Below are 15,568 nucleotides of genomic sequence, written 5' to 3'. Positions count from 1 at the left end.
TTCCGCGGCCCTCTTCCCCGCAGGAGCACCACCCCGTGACCGACCAGCCCCAGCAGCCTCCGTACCCGCAGGGCGGACCCAAGGGCCCACAGCCCCCGCCCGGTCCGCAGGGGCCCGGCTACGGCTACCCGCCCCCGCCGCCGCCCGGTGCGGAGCCCGGCTACGGCTACCCGCCGCCGCCCGGTGCGCAGGCGCCCGGCTACAGCTACCCGCCGCCGCCCGGCCCCCAGGGTCCCGGTCCGGGCTACCCGCCCCCGCCCGGGGCTCAGGGTCCTGGTCCCGGCTACCCGCCCCCGCCCGGTGGGCAGTACCCCGGCTTCGGCCCGTACGGCTACCAGGGCCAGGTGCCGCCCGGCACCTGGACCGGCGACCCCCAGGCGCCGTACGGCTACGACATCTACGGGCGCCCCTACTCGGACAAGTCGAAGCTGGTCGCCGGTCTGCTCCAGCTCTTCCTCGGCGGCTTCGGCGTCGGCCGTTTCTACACCGGCCACGTCGGCATCGCCATCGCGCAGCTCTTCACCTGCGGCGGCCTCGGCGTCTGGGCGCTGGTCGACGGCATCCTGCTGCTGGCCGGCGACAACACCGACGCGCAGGGCCGTCCGCTGCGCGGCTGACCGTCCGGGCGGCCGGCCGCCCGCGGCCCGCGCGGGACCACGGACCGGCCCCGGTGGCGGGCGCCCTCCACGCCGCCCGCCACCGGGGCCGGTCCGTCGTCACACGGCCGACGCCGGTCCGTCGTCACACGGCGGCCAGCTGCCGTCGTCCCCGCCGCGCCGTCTCCACGGCCTCCGGCGTGAGCACCGGCAGCGGGACGAGGATCCCGCACCCGACGCACACCGGCCCGCTGGACGGTTCGTGGTTCATGCCGTGGCGCCAGGCCAGATCCTCGTCGCCGCAGACCGGGCAGCTCCTCCCCGGCTCCCGCTCCAGCGCTCCGATCAGCCGGCGCAGCACCTCCGGCAGCGGGTCCGCGGGGTGGACGCGGGGATCGTCGCACCAGGCGATCCCGAACCCGCCCCAGGTCCTGCGGTGCCAGTCGTCCACCGAGCCCGGCCGGCGCAGCCCGTCGTGCTTCTCCTGGCGCCGCCGCTGCGCGAAGGCCACCTCGTAGCGCAGCCAGATCTCCCGGGCCTGCTCCAGCTCCGCCACCGCGCCCACCAGCCGGCGCGGATCGGGGGACCGGTCCTCCGGGCCGAACCCCCAGGTGACGCAGAGGTGGTCCCAGGTCGCCCGGTGGCCGTAGGGCGCGAACCTCTCCAGACACTTGCGCAGCGAGTACCGCCGCAACGCCAGGTCGCACCGCTGGTCACGTACTTGTCTCGCCAGACTCCGGAATCCCGCCATCGACCGTACCTCCGTCGCACGTGCCCTCGACTGCTGTCCCACGTCGTCCAACTCGGCGTCGCCGCAAGGCCTTCGCCCATCGGACGTGCCGGCCGCCCAACCGGCTCCATCGGTTCGGCCGAGGTCTGCCATAAGCCGGACGGCACACCATGCGGGTTCCTGTTGACGGCGGGACTATGCGCGACAAGAGCGAACAGAACGGGCGGGCCGCGTCGGCACGCGGCCCGCCCGTGGTCCCAACCCTGGTCAGCGGTACAGGAGATACCGCTTCCGGGTGGCGCGGAAGGCGGCCAGTTCGTCCTGCCAGCCGGCCACCACCTCGTCGAGACCCGCGCCCGCGTCGATCCGGTCGCGGACCCCGGTCGAGCCGGTGAGCTTGTCGATCCAGTTGTCCGCGCGCCAGGCGAATCCGCTCCAGGTCTCCTTGGCGGTGATCAGCAGCGCGATGCCGGTGCGCACCGGCTCGAACGCCGCGCGGTCGGTGACGTGGACCTGCACGCCGCCGGCCGTCTGGCCGGAGTACTTGTTGAAGGTCGGCTGGAAGTACGCCTCCCTGAACCGCACGCCGGGCAGGCCCAGTTCGTTGGCGGCCGCCGCCCACGACCCGTCGACGCCGGGTGCGCCCAGCAGTTCGAAGGGGCGGGTGGTGCCGCGGCCCTCCGAGAGGTTGGTGCCCTCGAAGAGGCAGGTGCCCGGGTAGACCAGCGCGGTGTCCGGGGTCGGCATGTTGGGGCTCGGCGGCACCCACGGCAACCCGGAGGCGTCGTAGAACTCGTCGCGCCGCCACCCGGTCATCCGGACGGTCTCCAGCTCCACCGGGGTGGTCAGGAACTCCCCGTTGAAGAGCAGGGCCAGCTCCGCCACCGTCATGCCGTGCTGCTGGGAGATCGGCTTGCGGCCGACGAAGGTGGCGAACTGCGGGTGCATCACCGGTCCTTCGGCCGAGCGGCCGGAGACCGGGTTGGGCCGGTCCAGCACCATGAACCGCTTGCCGGCCAGGGCGGCGGCCTCCATGCAGTCGTAGAGCGTCCAGATGTAGGTGTAGAAGCGGGCGCCCGCGTCCTGGATGTCGAAGACCACGGTGTCCACGCCGGAGGCGGTGAAGATGTCCGCCAGCGCCTGGCCGGTCTTGAGGTAGGTGTCGTACACCGGGAGCCCGGTGGCGGGATCCTTGTAGAAGCCCTCGGAGCCGCCGGCCTGGGCGGTGCCGCGGAAGCCGTGCTCCGGCCCGAAGACCGCCGTCAGGTCCACCCGGTCGTCGGCGTGCATCACGTCGACGATGTGCGTGGCGTCGCGGGTGATGCCGGTCGGGTTGGTGACGATGCCGACCTTCCGGCCGTCGAGCGGCGCGTACCCGTCCGCGACGAGGCGCTCGAACCCGGTGCGCAGCGGCCGTCCGCCCGAGGGCGGGGTGTCGCCGACCGGCGGCCCGGACGGCTCGGCCGCCTGCGCGGCGCCGGCCGCGGTGGCGGACAGGGCTGCCGTGGCGGCGGTGAGCAGACCTCGTCTGGACAGTCTCATGGTGCGTGACCTCCGTGGATCGTGGGGTGGTGCCCGGCTCTTCCTCACTGACGGATGGTGCGGTGGCGCCCTTGTGGGGCGGCCGGTGCCGAGTGTCATGCCCACGCGGGTCCTGGTCCACCCCCCGCGCGCCCCCGATGTCCCCGAACGGCCCTGCGCCTACCTCTTCCGCGCAACATACCGACCGGTTAGTCTGACGCCGCCAGTGCAGCGGCGACAGTGCCGTGTCACGTCGTGTCGGAGGAGACCGATGGTGGAAGCCGTGCGAGATGCCCGTGTCGTCGTCACCGGGGCGGGAGGCGGCATCGGTGCCGCGATGGCCAGGCGCTTCGTCGCCGAGGGGGCCAGGGTCGTGGTCAACGACCTGGACGCGGACAAGGCGGAGGCGGTGGCGGGGGAGATCGGCGCGATCGCCGTCCCCGGGGACGCCTCGGCGGTGCTGGAGCCCGCCCGCGAGGCCCTCGGCGGGGGGATCGACGTCTTCTGCGCCAACGCCGGCATCGCCGGCAGCGACGGCAGCCTCGCCCCCGACGACGAGGCCTGGGAGCGGGCCTGGGACGTCAACGTGATGGCGCACGTGCGCGCCGCCCGTGCCCTGGTGCCCGAGTGGCTGGAGCGCGGCGAGGGCCGCTTCGTGGCCACCGTCTCCGCGGCCGGACTGCTCGCCATGATCGGCGCGGCCCCCTACAGCGCCACCAAGCACGCCGCCTACGCCCACGCGGAATGGCTCGCGCTCACCTACCGCCACCGCGGGATCAAGGTGCACGCGATCTGCCCGCAGGGCGTGCGCACCGACATGCTGGCCGGCTCCGGCAGCGCGGGCGACCTGGTCCTCGCCCCCACCGCGATCGAGCCCGAGGACGTGGCCGACGCCCTCTTCAAGGGCATTGCCGAGGACCGCTTCCTGATCCTCCCGCACCCGGAGGTCGCCGAGTACTACGCGGCCAGGGCGGCCGACCCGGAGCGCTGGCTGACGCACATGAACCGTCTGCACCAGAAGTGGGAGAGCATCCGATGACCACCGAATCCCGGTACGCGGCGAAGCCCTGGCTGGCCCTGCTGACCGATGTGCAGAAGGCCCCCCTCACGCCGCCGGCCAGCGCCGTGCACGCCCTGGAGCGGGCCCTGGCCAACCGCGCGGACGGGACCTTCCTCGCCTACTTCGACGGCCGCCTCACCTACCGCGAGGTCGCCGCGCTCACCGACTCGGTGGCCGGCCGGCTCGCCGCCCGCGGCGTCGCCAAGGGCGACCGGGTCGCCGTGCTGTTGCAGAACTCCCCGGCCTTCGTGCTCGCCGTCCTGGGCGCCTGGAAGGCCGGCGCGACGGTGCTGCCGGTCAATCCCATGTACAAGACCGGCGAGGTCAAGCACGTCCTCACCGACGGCGGGGTCAGGGCGCTGATCTGTTCCGACCGCGCCTGGGAGGCCTACCTGCGCGACGCCGCCAACGGCACCCCGGTCGAGTTCGCCCTCACCGCCTGCGAGCTGGACTTCCAGAGCCGCGACGACAAGCGCGTGCTCGACTTCGAGCGGCTGCCCGTGGCCGCCGACGCCGAGGACCTCACCGAGGCCGCCCGGGCCGGCCACCCCGCGCCCGAGGGCCGCGAGGTCGGTCCCGACGACATCGCGCTGATCAGCTACACCTCGGGGACCAGCGGCACCCCCAAGGGCGCCACCAACACCCACGGCAACCTGATGTACAACGCCGAGCGGCAGGCCACCGGCCTCGGGCTGCCCGAGCACGCCACCTACTTCGCGCTCGCCCCGCTGTTCCACATCACCGGCATGGTCTGCCAGTTCCTGGCCGCCCTGAACAGCGCCGGCAGCCTGGTGCTCGCCTACCGCTTCGAGGCCGGCGTGGTGCTCGACGCCTTCGTCGAACACCGCCCCGCCTACACCGTCGGCCCGTCCACCGCCTTCATGGCGCTGGCCGCCCACCCGTCCGTCGGCCGGGACCACTTCACCTCCTTCTCCCAGATCTCCTCCGGCGGCGCCCCGCTGCCGCCCGCGCTGGTGGACTCCTTCGAGGCCGCCTTCGGCCCCTACATCCAGAACGGCTACGGGCTCACCGAGTGCAGCGCCCCCTGCGCCTCGGTCGTCGGCGGCCTGCGGGCCCCCGTCGACCCGGTCTCCGGCACCCTGGCCGTCGGCGTCCCCGGCGCCGACACCGTGGTGCGCATCCTGGACGACCAGGGCGAGGAGGTCCCGTTCGGCGAGCAGGGCGAGATCGTCGTCAAGGGCCCGCAGGTCGTGCCCGGCTACTGGCGCCGCCCCGAGGCCACCGCCGAGACCTTCCCCGACGGCGAGCTGCGCACCGGCGACATCGGCTTCATGGACGAGCAGGGCTGGCTCTACGTCGTCGACCGCAAGAAGGACATGATCAACGCGTCCGGCTTCAAGGTCTGGCCGCGCGAGGTCGAGGACGTGCTCTACACCCACCCGGCGGTCCGCGAGGCGGCCGTGGTCGGCGTCCCCGACGGCTACCGCGGGGAGACGGTGAAGGCGTACATCTCGCTGCGCCCGGGGGCCGAGGTCACCGGCGACGACCTCGCCGCATACTGCAAGGAGCGCCTGGCCGCGTACAAGTACCCGCGGCTGGTCGAGATCCTGCCGGACCTGCCGAAGACGGCGACTGGCAAGATCCTGCGCAGGGAACTGCGCGCGACGAAGTAGTTCCCGCACGCACGTACGACGAAGGAACCGGAAGGACAGGTGGCGGCACGATGGCCAGGACGACGGACGGAGACGGCACGCCCGTTCCCCAGCGGCTGCTGGCCGCCGCCACCCGCCTCTTCGCGGAGCGCGGCTACGACCGCACCTCCGTGCAGGAGATCGTGGAGGCGGCCGGCGTCACCAAGGGCGCGCTGTACCACTACTTCGGCTCCAAGGAAGACCTCCTCCACGAGGTCTACGCCCGGGTGCTGCGGCTCCAGCAGGAGCGGCTGGACCACTTCGCGCGGCTCGACGCCCCGGTGGAGCGCCGGCTGCGCGAGGCGGCCGCCGACGTGGTGGTGACGACCATCGAGAACCTCGACGACGCGTCGATCTTCTTCCAGTCGATCCACCACCTCAGCCCCGAGAAGAACAAGCAGGTGCGGGCCGAGCGGCGGCGCTACCACGAGCAGTTCAAGGGGCTCATCGAGGAGGGTCAGGAGGCGGGCGTCTTCTCCGGCGCCACACCGGCCAGCCTGGTGGTCGACTACCACTTCGGTTCCATCCACCACCTGTCGACGTGGTACCGCCCCAACGGCCCGCTGGGCCCCCGCGAGGTGGCCGACCACCTGGCGGACCTGCTGCTGCGCGCGCTGCGGCCCTGACGCCGACGGCGAAAGGCGCGGGGTGGGGACGAGTCCGGCTCGTCCCCACCCCGCGCCTTCGTTCGCCTAGAGGTATTTCTTCAGCTCACGGCGGGCCAGCGACCGCTGGTGGACCTCGTCCGGCCCGTCGGCCAGCCGCAGCGTCCGCGCCCCGGCGTACAGCTCCGCCAGCGGGAAGTCCTGCGAGACCCCGCCCGCGCCGTACAGCTGGATGGCCTGGTCGAGGATGCCGCACACCGTCCGCGGGGTGGCGATCTTGATGGCCTGGATCTCGGTGTGCGCCCCCTTGTTGCCCACCGTGTCCATCATCCAGGCCGTCTTCAGCACGAGCAGTCGCAGCTGCTCCACCGCGACCCGCGCGTCGGCGATCCAGTTCTGCACCACGCCCTGCTGCGCCAGCGGCTTGCCGAAGGCGTTGCGCGACACCGCCCGGCGGCACATCAGCTCGATCGCCCGCTCCGCCATGCCGATCAGCCGCATGCAGTGGTGGATGCGGCCCGGGCCGAGCCGCGCCTGGGCGATGGCGAAACCGCCGCCCTCCTCGCCGACCAGGTTCGACACCGGCACCCGGACGTCCTCGAAGACCACCTCGGCGTGCCCGCCGTGGTACTCGTCGCCGTACCCGAAGACGGTCATCGCCCGCTCCACCCGCAGACCCGGGGTGTCGCGCGGGACCAGCACCATCGACTGCTGACGGCGGATGTCCGCGCCGTCCGGGTCGGTCTTGCCCATCACGATGAAGATCTGGCACGCCGGGTTCATCGCCCCGGAGATGTACCACTTGCGGCCGTTGATCACGTACTCGTCGCCGACCCGCTCGATCCGGGTGGTGATGTTGGTGGCGTCCGAGGAGGCCACCTCCGGCTCGGTCATCGCGAAGGCCGAGCGGATCTCGCCGGCCAGCAGCGGCGCCAGCCACTGCTTCTTCTGCTCGTCGGTGGCGAACTGGTTCAGCAGCTCCATGTTGCCGGTGTCCGGCGCCGCGCAGTTCAGGGCGTCCGGAGCCAGCTGCGGGGAGCGGCCGGTGATCTCGGCGAGCGGGGCGTACTGGAGGTTGGTCAGTCCCGCGCCGTACTCGGCGTCCGGCAGGAACAGGTTCCACAGCCCGCGGCGGCGTGCCTCCTCCTGCAGGTCGTGCAGCACCGGCACGTGCTCCCACGGGTCGGCGAGCGCGGCGCGCTGCTCGCGGGCCACCGCCTCCGCCGGGTAGACGAACTCCTCCATGAACGCGAGGAGTTCGGTGCGCAGTTCCTCGGTGCGCGCGTCGAACGCGAAGTCCATGATCAGCCTTCCTGCAGAGTGGTGAGGCCGTGCTCGATGAAGTAGGGCACCAGGTCGCCGATGCGGTCGAAGCCGCCGCCGACGGTCTGGCCGAGCGTGTACCGGTAGTGGATGCCCTCGAGGATCACCGCGAGCTTGAACCAGGCGAAGGCGGTGTACCAGGAGACGCCCGAGACGTCGCGGCCGGACAGCGCCGCGTACCGCTCGACCAGTTCGGCCGGGGCGGGGTGGCCCGCGGCCTCGGCGGTGGTGGAGACGGGGGAGCCGGGCAGCCCGTGCGGCGTGCTGTACATGACCAGCAGGCCGAGGTCGGTCAGCGGGTCGCCCAGGGTGGACATCTCCCAGTCCAGGACGGCCATGATCCGGTCGTCCTCGCCGACCAGCACGTTGTCCAGGCGGTAGTCGCCATGTATTACGGCGGGCGCGGGGGAGTCCGGCAGCCGGGCGCCCAGCGCGGCGTGCAGTTCGTCGATGCCCGGCAGCTCGCGGCTGCGGGAGGCGGCCAGCTGCTTGCCCCAGCGGCGCAGCTGGCGCTCCAGGAAGCCCTCGGGGCGGCCGAAGTCGCCCAGCCCGATCGCCTCCGGGTCCAGCGCGTGCAGCTCCACGAGGGTGTCGACCAGCCCCAGCACCGCGTCACGGGTGCGCTCCGGGCCGAGCGGGGCGAGCTGCTCCGAGGTGCGGTAGGGCGTGCCGGCCACGAACTCCATCACGTAGAACGGCGCGCCCAGCACCTCCTCGTCCTCGCAGAACAGGACCGGGGCGGGCACCGGCACCGCCGTCGGGTGCAGGGCGCTGATCACCCGGTGCTCGCGGCGCATGTCGTGCGCGGTGGCCAGCACGTGCCCCAGCGGCGGACGGCGGACCACCCAGCGGCCGACGCCGTCGGTGACGTGGTAGGTGAGGTTCGACCGGCCGCCCTCGATGAGGCGGGCGGACAGCTCACCCTGCAGCAGGCCGGGCCGCTCGCGCTCGAGCAGTTCGCGCAGCCGGACCGGATCGAGGCCTGGCGGATGGTCGGGGCGGCTCATTCTCGAGCTCCTTCGGGCGACGACGAAGACACCAGATCATGATGCCGACCGGTCGGTATGCAGTCCATAGCCGGAACCTAACGTGACGGGAACAACCTTGCCCCGCGTGACCGGCGGCGGAACCTCCGGAGGGCTCCCGCGGCGGGCGGTCAGGGCGCCAGGATGTCCAGCTCGCGCAGCGCGCCCACGGTGATCTCCCGGGTCAGGCGCTCCGCCTCCGCCGCGTCGCCCTCGCGGACCGCCTCCGCCACCCGGACGTGGAGCGTCACGGCGGCCGGGTCCGGGTCCTCGAACATCACCTCGTGGCGGGTGCGTCCGCCGAGGACCTCGGCCACCACGTCACCGAGGCGGGCGAACATCTCGTTGCCCGAGGCGCTCAGGATCACACGGTGGAAGGCCACGTCGTGGACCAGGTACTCCGCCAGCCGGTGCCCGCGCGAGGTGGCCACCATGCCGAGCGCGCACCGCGTCAGCTCCGCGCACTGCTCCGGCGAGGCGTGGCGCGCGGCCAGACCGGCCGCCACCGGCTCGACGGCGGAGCGCAGGACGGTGAGCGAACGGAGTTGGCGGGCGCGGTCGGCGCCGGCCAGCCGCCAGCGGATGACCTGCGGGTCGTAGACGTTCCACTCCTCCACCGGCCGCACCGTCACGCCGACCCGGCGGCGGGAGGCGACCAGCTGCATCGACTCCAGGACCCGCACCGCCTCACGCATCACGGAGCGCGAGACCCCGTACTGCTGGGCGAGTTCGTCGGTGAGCAGCACGCTGCCGGGCGGGTGCTCCCCCGCGGTGATCGCGGGCCCCAGGCGGTCGAGTACCTGTGCGTGCAGCCCGCGGGCCTGGACGGTCATGGCATCAGGGTATGGGATGTCGCACACCTCAAAAGTCAGACTTTTTAGGTTCGCGGTCTTGAATTCATCACATCACATGAGTTTCAGTGTCCCCCGGCAGACGAGAGTCGACGAAGACTGCGAGAAGACCATGGCCCCTGAAACCGCCCAGCCCGTCCCACCGGTCGTGGTGGTCATGGGGGTCGCCGGCACCGGCAAGACCACGATCGGCCGCCGCCTCGCCGAGCTCCTCGACGTCCCCTTCGCCGAGGGCGACGAGTTCCACCCGCCCGCCAACATCGCCAAGATGACGGCCGGCACGCCGCTGGACGACGAGGACCGGGCCCCCTGGCTGGACCTGATCGGCGCCTGGGCGCACGAGCGCCGCGGCACCGGCGGCGTGGTCAGCTGCTCGGCGCTCAAGCGGGCCTACCGCGACCGTCTGCGGGCCGCGGGCCCCGGCCTGTTCTTCGTCCACCTCAGCGGCGACCGCGCCCTCGTGGAGCGGCGGATGGCCGGCCGCAAGGGCCACTTCATGCCCCGCTCGCTGCTGGACTCCCAGTTCGCCACCCTCCAGCCGCTCCAGCCGGACGAGGCCGGCGTCGTCGTCGACCTCGCGGCGCAGCCGGAGGAGATCGCCCGGGCGGCCGAGGCCGCCGTGCGCGCCGCCGCCTGACCGCCGCCCACCCCCGCCTTCCTCCTCCCACGGGTCCCCACGGCCCGCCCCGCCCCACCCACCCCCACACCCCCACGAACCCCCCTCGCAAGGAACCACCGTGACCAGACTCAGCGTCGAGACTCTGGCGGCGGACGCCGTCGAGCCGATCACCTCGGCCGGCCATGCCCACCTGGGCATCGCCGTGCTCGCGGGCATCGCCGTCATCGTCGTGCTCATCACCAAGTTCAAGCTGCACGCCTTCCTGGCGCTGACCGTCGGCTCGCTGGCCCTCGGCGCCTTCGCCGGCGCCCCGCTGGACAAGACCATCGCCAGCTTCACCACGGGGCTGGGCTCCACCGTCTCGGGCGTCGGCGTGCTGATCGCGCTGGGCGCCGTCCTCGGCAAGCTGCTCGCCGACTCCGGCGGCGCCGACCGGATCGTCGACACCATCCTGGCCAAGGCGAACGGCCGGGCCATGCCGTGGGCGATGGTGCTGATCGCCTCGGTGATCGGCCTGCCGCTGTTCTTCGAGGTCGGCGTGGTCCTGCTGATCCCGGTGGTGCTGATGGTGGCCCGCCGCGGCAACTTCTCCCTGATGCGGATCGGCATCCCCGCCCTGGCCGGCCTCTCCGTGATGCACGGCCTGATCCCGCCGCACCCCGGCCCGCTGGCCGCCATCGACGCGGTGGACGCCGACCTCGGCCTCACGCTGGCGCTGGGCCTGGTCGTGGCGATCCCCACGGTGATCGTCGCCGGTCCGCTCTTCTCCCGCTACGCCGCCCGCTGGGTGGACGTGCCCGCGCCGGAGCGGATGGTCCCCGTCGTCGACGAGAACCAGGACCCGGCCAAGCGCCCCGGCTTCGCCCCGACCCTCGCCACCATGCTGCTGCCGGTCGTGCTGATGCTGGCCAAGGCGCTGGTCGACATCGTCGTGGACGACCCGGAGAACTCCGTCCAGCGCGTCTTCGACGTCGTCGGCTCCCCGATGATCGCCCTGCTCGCCGCCGTACTGGTGGGCCTGTTCACGCTGGGCCGGGCCGCCGGCTTCACCAAGGAACGCCTCTCCGCCACCGTCGAGAAGTCCCTCGCCCCGATCGCCGGCATCCTGCTGATCGTCGGTGCGGGCGGCGGCTTCAAGCAGACCCTGATCGACTCGGGCGTCGGGCAGATGATCCTCGAGATATCCGAGAACTGGTCGATCCCCGCGCTGCTGCTCGCCTGGCTGATCGCCGTGGTGATCCGTCTGGCCACCGGCTCGGCGACGGTCGCCACCATCTCGGCGGCCGGCCTGGTCGCCCCGCTCGCGGCGGGCATGTCCCCGGCGGAGACGGCGCTGCTGGTCCTGGCCGTCGGCGCCGGATCGGTCTTCTTCAGCCACGTCAACGACGCCGGGTTCTGGCTGGTCAAGGAGTACTTCGGGCTCTCCGTCGGCCAGACGATCAAGACCTGGTCGGTGATGGAGACGCTGATCTCGGTGGTCGGCGGGGCCACGGTGCTGCTGCTGTCGGTCTTCGTCTAGCCCCGCGGCCTGTGACCGGGGTGGAGCGGCCGGCCCGCCGCACCCCGGTCACGGCTGCGGGTCACGTGCGCCCGGCGCGGCGGCAGCCGCCCGGGCGTTGCGGTGCGTTCGGGTGGTCGGAGGGCGTCACGGCCGGGTGATGAGCGGGCCGGGGCAGCGCCCGAGGCGACAGTGGGAGCGACAACCTCTCAGGTCCCGTCCCCCAAGGAGCGCCTCGTGGCACATCTCAGCATCATCGGCACCGGCACCATGGGCCAGGCGATCGCCGGCGTCGCCACCCGAGGCGGCAGCACCGTCGAGCTGCTCGGCAAGGCCGACGCCGACAAGTCCCTCACCGGCGACATCGTCGTCCTCGCCGTGCCCTACCCCGCCGTCGACGCCGTCCTCGACGCCCGCGGCGAGCAACTGGCCGGCAAGATCGTCGTGGACATCACCAACCCGCTGGACTTCTCGACCTTCGACTCCCTCGTCGTCCCCGCCGACAGCTCCGCCACGGCCGGAATCGCCGCCGCGCTGCCGCGCTCCAAGGTGCTGAAGGCCTTCAACACGACCTTCGCCGCCACACTGGCGTCCGGAACCGTCGGCGAGCTCCCCACCACCGTCCTCGTCGCCGGCGACGACGCCGACTCCAAGGCGCTGCTCGCCGGCGTGGTCACCGCCGGCGGCCTGCGCGCCGTCGACGCCGGATCCCTGAAGCGCGCCCGCGAGCTGGAGGCGCTCGGCTTCCTCCAGCTCACCCTCGCGGCGCGGGAGAAGATCGCCTGGACCGGCGGGTTCGGCCTCGTGGACTGACCACGGGAGCGGGTCGCCCGGCGGCGGGTGCGGTTGGATGTCGGCATGACTGGTTCCGAGTCCGACGCGGACTTCCTGGCCGCACACGCCGCACGTTCGGCGGAGGAGATCCTCGACGTCGTCGACGAGCACGACCGGGTCGTCGGCCGGCGGCCGCGCGGGGAGGTGTACGCGCGGGGGATGCGGCACCGGTGCGTCTTCGTCGAGGCGCGGGACGCCGAGGGCCGCGTCTTCGTCCACCGCAGGACGGCCACCAAGCTGGTCTACCCGTCCCTGTACGACATGTTCGTGGGCGGGGTGGTCGGCGCGGGAGAGTCCTACGAGGTCGCGGCCCTGCGCGAGGCCGAGGAGGAGTTGGGGGTGAGCGGGCTGCCGCAGCCGGAGTTCCTGGACAAGTTCCTCTACGACGACGGCGCCGGCCACAGCTGGTGGTCGGCCGTCCACCAGGTCCGCTGCGAGCAGCCGGTCCGGCCCCAGCCGGAGGAGGTCGCCTGGCACGCCTTCCTCACGGAGGAGGAACTGGCGGCCCGCATCGACACCTGGGAGTGGGTGCCCGACGGCCTGGCCGCCTACCACCGGCTGCGGGAGCTCCGCGGGCGCGCCTGAACCGGCATGAGCGGTTGCCTGAGCGTGAGCGCCCGGGCCCCTTCAGCCCGAGACGTCGCCGTCCACGTACAGCCAGGCCCCGGAGCCGCCCTGCTCCCGCTCGAAGCGGCTGTGCTCGGTCATCGCGCCGCCGCGGTAGGAGGCGCGGAAGGTGACCGTGCCGGTGGAGTGGAAGGCCGTCCCGCCCTCGGTGGCCAGGATCTCCAGCCCCGTCCAGCGGGTGCCGGGGTCCAGGTCGAGCTCCGCCGGACGGGTCCGCGGGTGCCAGGTGCGCAGCAGGTACCCCGCCTCCAGCTTCACGAAGGCGCTGTACCGGGAGCGCATCAGCTGCTCGGCGGTGGCCGCGACGGCGGAACCGGAGTGGAACCGCCCGCAGCAGGCGTCGTACGGCCGGGGCAGCCCGCAGGGGCAGGAACGCGCGGTGGACATGCGCCCATTCTGCCCGGCCCCGGGGGCTCAGCCGTCCTCGGTCCCCTCGCCGCCGGGGCCCGGGACGGGTCGTGCGGGGGCTCAGGCGAACTCGGGGGCCGGGACGGCGGGGCCGCCCAGGGCGTCGCGCATCGCCGGCTCCGGCATCCGCAGGGTGACCATGCGCCGCCAGCCGCCCGCGCGCTCGACGGCGTACATCGCGTGGATGCCCGCGGCCAGCGCGGCACGCTTCGGCGCGGGCCAGCCGAGGATCCGGCCCATGCGGGCCATCACCGCGATGCTGACGTCCCGGTAGACCGCGATCTCGGCCAGCGCCGTCTCGCGCAGCGTCCGCCGGATCAGCCGCCCGTACCCGGCCGCCGACAGCCGCAGCAGCTCCTCGTGGCAGTAGGCCAGGTGGTGGTCCTCGTCGGAGGAGATCATCCGCACCGCACGCCCGACGTCCGGGTGGTCGCCGAAGACGGCGCACAGCAGCCGCATCTGCTCCGACGCCCGCTGTTCGGTGACCCGGCTGTGCGCGAGGTACACGACCAGGTCGCGGACGCTCAACTGCTCCTCGCGGCGCAGCTTGTGGTGCGGGAGTCCGATGCCGTCGCGCTCCAGCAGCATCGTGTAGTCGACGTCCGTCGGGACCTCCACCGGTTCCAGTCCGCGCTTGCGCATCAGCGCGGTGAAGATCCGCCCGTGCTTGTCCTCGTCCGCTCCGTGGCGGGCGATCCGCGGCCCCATCTCGCGCTCCTCGGCCGGCACCAGCGCCGCGATCCGGGCGTTCTCCCAGCCGCCCTGCGCCTCACCGCCGGCGGCGACGGAGCAGAACAGGCGGAACGCCTCGTCGTTGTCGAAGATCTCCTGGAACAGACTCCTGGCGGAAAGCATGGGGCACCCCTCTTCCGAGGACACGGACGCGGATCTCCGGAGACCGAGTCAACGGCCGTGCCCCGGGCGGCGCAACAGCTCCGGGCGGCCGATGGGCCGATCGGAGGACCGCCGGACGGCGCCGGCACGTAACCGGCGCGCCGCCGGCGCGTTGTTCCCCGTGACGGCCGTGGCGGGGAGGACCCCCGAGCCCCCACCACGGCCGCAAAGCTTCCTTACGTGCCGGGATCCGGCACCAGGCCTCAGGCGAGGTCGGCGCGCTCCAGGGCCTCCATGCCGGCGCGCAGCGCGGTGATCCGCTCCTCGAGCGTGAAACCGGCCGGGGCCAGCGTCAGGGTGGTGACGCCGGCGGCGGCGTAGGCCTTCATCCGGTCGGCGATCCGGTCCACGGAGCCCAGCAGGGTGGTGCTGTCGATCAGGTCCTGCGGGACCGCGGCGGCCGCGCCGTCCTTGTCGCCGGCCAGGTACTTGTCCTGGATCTCGGCGGCGGCCTGCTCGTAGCCCATGCGCTGGGCGAGCTGGTTGTAGAAGTTCTGCTTCCGGCTGCCCATGCCGCCCACGTACAGCGCGGTGTAGGGGCGGAAGGCGTCGGCCAGCGCCGGGACGTCCTTGTCCTCGCCCACGGCCAGCGGCAGCGTGGGGACGATGTCGAAGCCCTCCAGCGTCTTCCCCACCTTCTCGCGGCCCGCGCGGATGTGCCGGACCGCGGTCTCCTCGAGGTGGTCGGCCGACGGGAAGATCAGCAGGGCGCCGTCCGCGATCTCGCCGGTCTGCTCCAGGTTCTTCGGGCCGATCGCCGCGATGTAGACCGGGATGTGCTCGCGCTCCGGGTGCACGGTCAGCTTCAGCGGCTTGCCCGGGCCGCCCGGCAGCGGCAGCGTCCAGTGCTGGCCCTCGTAGGACAGGCGCTCGCGGGTCATCGCCTTGCGGATGATCTCCACGTACTCACGCGTACGGGCGAGCGGCTTGTCGAACTTGACGCCGTACCAGCCCTCGGAGACCTGCGGGCCCGAGACGCCCAGGCCCAGGCGGAAACGGCCGCCGGAGAGGGAGTCCAGGGTGGCCGCGGTCATCGCCGTCATCGCGGGCTGACGGGCCGGGATCTGGAAGATCGCCGAACCGACGTCGATGCGCTCCGTCTGGGCCGCGACCCAGCTGAGCACCGTGGCGGCGTCGGAGCCGTAGGCCTCCGCGGCCCAGCAGACGGAGTACCCCAGGCGGTCGGCCTCCTTGGCCACCTCCAGGTTGTCCGAGTCCATTCCGGCGCCCCAGTAGCCGAGGTTGATCCCGAGCCGCATACCGCACCCCTTACCGATCAGTAACGTCCCTGTCCAGCAGGACCCTAGCGCGCGAAGGGCCCGGTG

General features: G+C 72.9%; 16 protein-coding genes. 8 read left to right on the top strand and 8 right to left on the bottom strand.

Going from position 1 to position 15,568, the window contains the following annotated elements:
• Positions 1-35 precede the first annotated feature (35 nt).
• Complete coding sequence (locus tag ABT026_RS06020; RefSeq protein ID WP_351112627.1) at positions 36-617, top strand: TM2 domain-containing protein; 582 nt, start codon at positions 36-38, stop codon at positions 615-617.
• Between the two features lie 124 nt (positions 618-741).
• Here ABT026_RS06020 and ABT026_RS06015 read toward each other — a convergent pair whose 3' ends face one another.
• Both ABT026_RS06015 and ABT026_RS06010 read right to left on the bottom strand, forming a co-directional pair.
• The gene (locus tag ABT026_RS06015; RefSeq protein WP_351112625.1) at positions 742-1,347 is read right to left on the bottom strand and encodes a hypothetical protein; all 606 of its coding nucleotides are present in this window, start codon (positions 1,345-1,347) and stop codon (positions 742-744) included.
• A gap of 246 nt (positions 1,348-1,593) precedes the next feature.
• Positions 1,594-2,868 (bottom strand): exo-beta-N-acetylmuramidase NamZ family protein, encoded by a 1,275-nt coding sequence (locus tag ABT026_RS06010; RefSeq protein ID WP_351112623.1) that lies wholly within the window; start codon positions 2,866-2,868, stop codon positions 1,594-1,596.
• A 250-nt stretch (positions 2,869-3,118) separates the two neighbouring features.
• On the opposite strand from ABT026_RS06010, the gene ABT026_RS06005 reads away from it, so the two are divergent.
• From ABT026_RS06005 to ABT026_RS05995, 3 genes are read left to right on the top strand one after another with little or no spacing between them, the layout of a single operon-like run.
• Complete coding sequence (locus ABT026_RS06005; protein ID WP_351112621.1) at positions 3,119-3,886, top strand: SDR family oxidoreductase; 768 nt, start codon at positions 3,119-3,121, stop codon at positions 3,884-3,886.
• Positions 3,883-5,541 carry an AMP-binding protein gene (locus ABT026_RS06000; protein WP_351112619.1) on the top strand — a complete coding sequence of 553 codons (1,659 nt, stop codon included), beginning with the start codon at positions 3,883-3,885 and terminating at the stop codon, positions 5,539-5,541. The genes ABT026_RS06005 and ABT026_RS06000 overlap by 4 nt, the downstream gene beginning before the upstream one ends.
• Before the next feature lie 50 nt (positions 5,542-5,591).
• Complete coding sequence (locus ABT026_RS05995; protein WP_351112617.1) at positions 5,592-6,185, top strand: TetR/AcrR family transcriptional regulator; 594 nt, start codon at positions 5,592-5,594, stop codon at positions 6,183-6,185.
• Positions 6,186-6,251: 66 nt separating this feature from the next.
• On the opposite strand, the gene ABT026_RS05990 is transcribed toward ABT026_RS05995, so the two are convergent.
• From ABT026_RS05990 to ABT026_RS05980, 3 genes are all read right to left on the bottom strand, one after another.
• Entirely contained in the window at positions 6,252-7,466 is a 1,215-nt protein-coding gene (locus tag ABT026_RS05990; RefSeq protein WP_351112615.1) for an acyl-CoA dehydrogenase family protein, read from the bottom strand.
• Between the two features lie 2 nt (positions 7,467-7,468).
• Complete coding sequence (locus ABT026_RS05985; RefSeq protein ID WP_351112613.1) at positions 7,469-8,494, bottom strand: phosphotransferase family protein; 1,026 nt, start codon at positions 8,492-8,494, stop codon at positions 7,469-7,471.
• Between the two features lie 149 nt (positions 8,495-8,643).
• Complete coding sequence (locus ABT026_RS05980) at positions 8,644-9,345, bottom strand: FadR/GntR family transcriptional regulator (protein WP_351112610.1); 702 nt, start codon at positions 9,343-9,345, stop codon at positions 8,644-8,646.
• A gap of 130 nt (positions 9,346-9,475) precedes the next feature.
• On the opposite strand from ABT026_RS05980, the gene ABT026_RS05975 reads away from it, so the two are divergent.
• From ABT026_RS05975 to ABT026_RS05960, 4 genes are all read left to right on the top strand, one after another.
• Positions 9,476-10,000, top strand: coding sequence for a gluconokinase (locus ABT026_RS05975; RefSeq protein WP_351112609.1), 525 nt, complete (start codon positions 9,476-9,478; stop codon positions 9,998-10,000).
• A gap of 100 nt (positions 10,001-10,100) precedes the next feature.
• A complete protein-coding gene (locus ABT026_RS05970) occupies positions 10,101-11,501 on the top strand; it encodes a GntP family permease (protein ID WP_351112607.1) in 1,401 nt (466 codons plus the stop codon).
• A 216-nt stretch (positions 11,502-11,717) separates the two neighbouring features.
• Positions 11,718-12,293, top strand: coding sequence for an NADPH-dependent F420 reductase (locus tag ABT026_RS05965; protein ID WP_351112604.1), 576 nt, complete (start codon positions 11,718-11,720; stop codon positions 12,291-12,293).
• A gap of 45 nt (positions 12,294-12,338) precedes the next feature.
• On the top strand, positions 12,339-12,899 hold the full coding sequence (locus tag ABT026_RS05960; RefSeq protein ID WP_351112602.1) for an NUDIX hydrolase: 561 nt from the start codon (positions 12,339-12,341) through the stop codon (positions 12,897-12,899).
• A 42-nt stretch (positions 12,900-12,941) separates the two neighbouring features.
• Here ABT026_RS05960 and ABT026_RS05955 read toward each other — a convergent pair whose 3' ends face one another.
• The 3 genes from ABT026_RS05955 to ABT026_RS05945 form a co-directional block, all read right to left on the bottom strand.
• Positions 12,942-13,328 carry a YchJ family protein gene (locus ABT026_RS05955; protein ID WP_351112600.1) on the bottom strand — a complete coding sequence of 129 codons (387 nt, stop codon included), beginning with the start codon at positions 13,326-13,328 and terminating at the stop codon, positions 12,942-12,944.
• An 81-nt stretch (positions 13,329-13,409) separates the two neighbouring features.
• The gene (locus tag ABT026_RS05950; protein ID WP_351112598.1) at positions 13,410-14,204 is read right to left on the bottom strand and encodes a ferritin-like domain-containing protein; all 795 of its coding nucleotides are present in this window, start codon (positions 14,202-14,204) and stop codon (positions 13,410-13,412) included.
• A gap of 242 nt (positions 14,205-14,446) precedes the next feature.
• The gene (locus tag ABT026_RS05945) at positions 14,447-15,502 is read right to left on the bottom strand and encodes an LLM class F420-dependent oxidoreductase (RefSeq protein ID WP_351112596.1); all 1,056 of its coding nucleotides are present in this window, start codon (positions 15,500-15,502) and stop codon (positions 14,447-14,449) included.
• Positions 15,503-15,568: the final 66 nt, after the last annotated feature.

Source organism: Streptomyces sp. NPDC002734 (assembly GCF_040295685.1).
In the GTDB taxonomy this organism is placed as follows: Bacteria; Actinomycetota; Actinomycetes; order Streptomycetales; family Streptomycetaceae; genus Streptomyces.
Note: the sequence above shows the minus strand (reverse complement) of the source record. Positions and strands in the feature narration are given on the sequence as shown.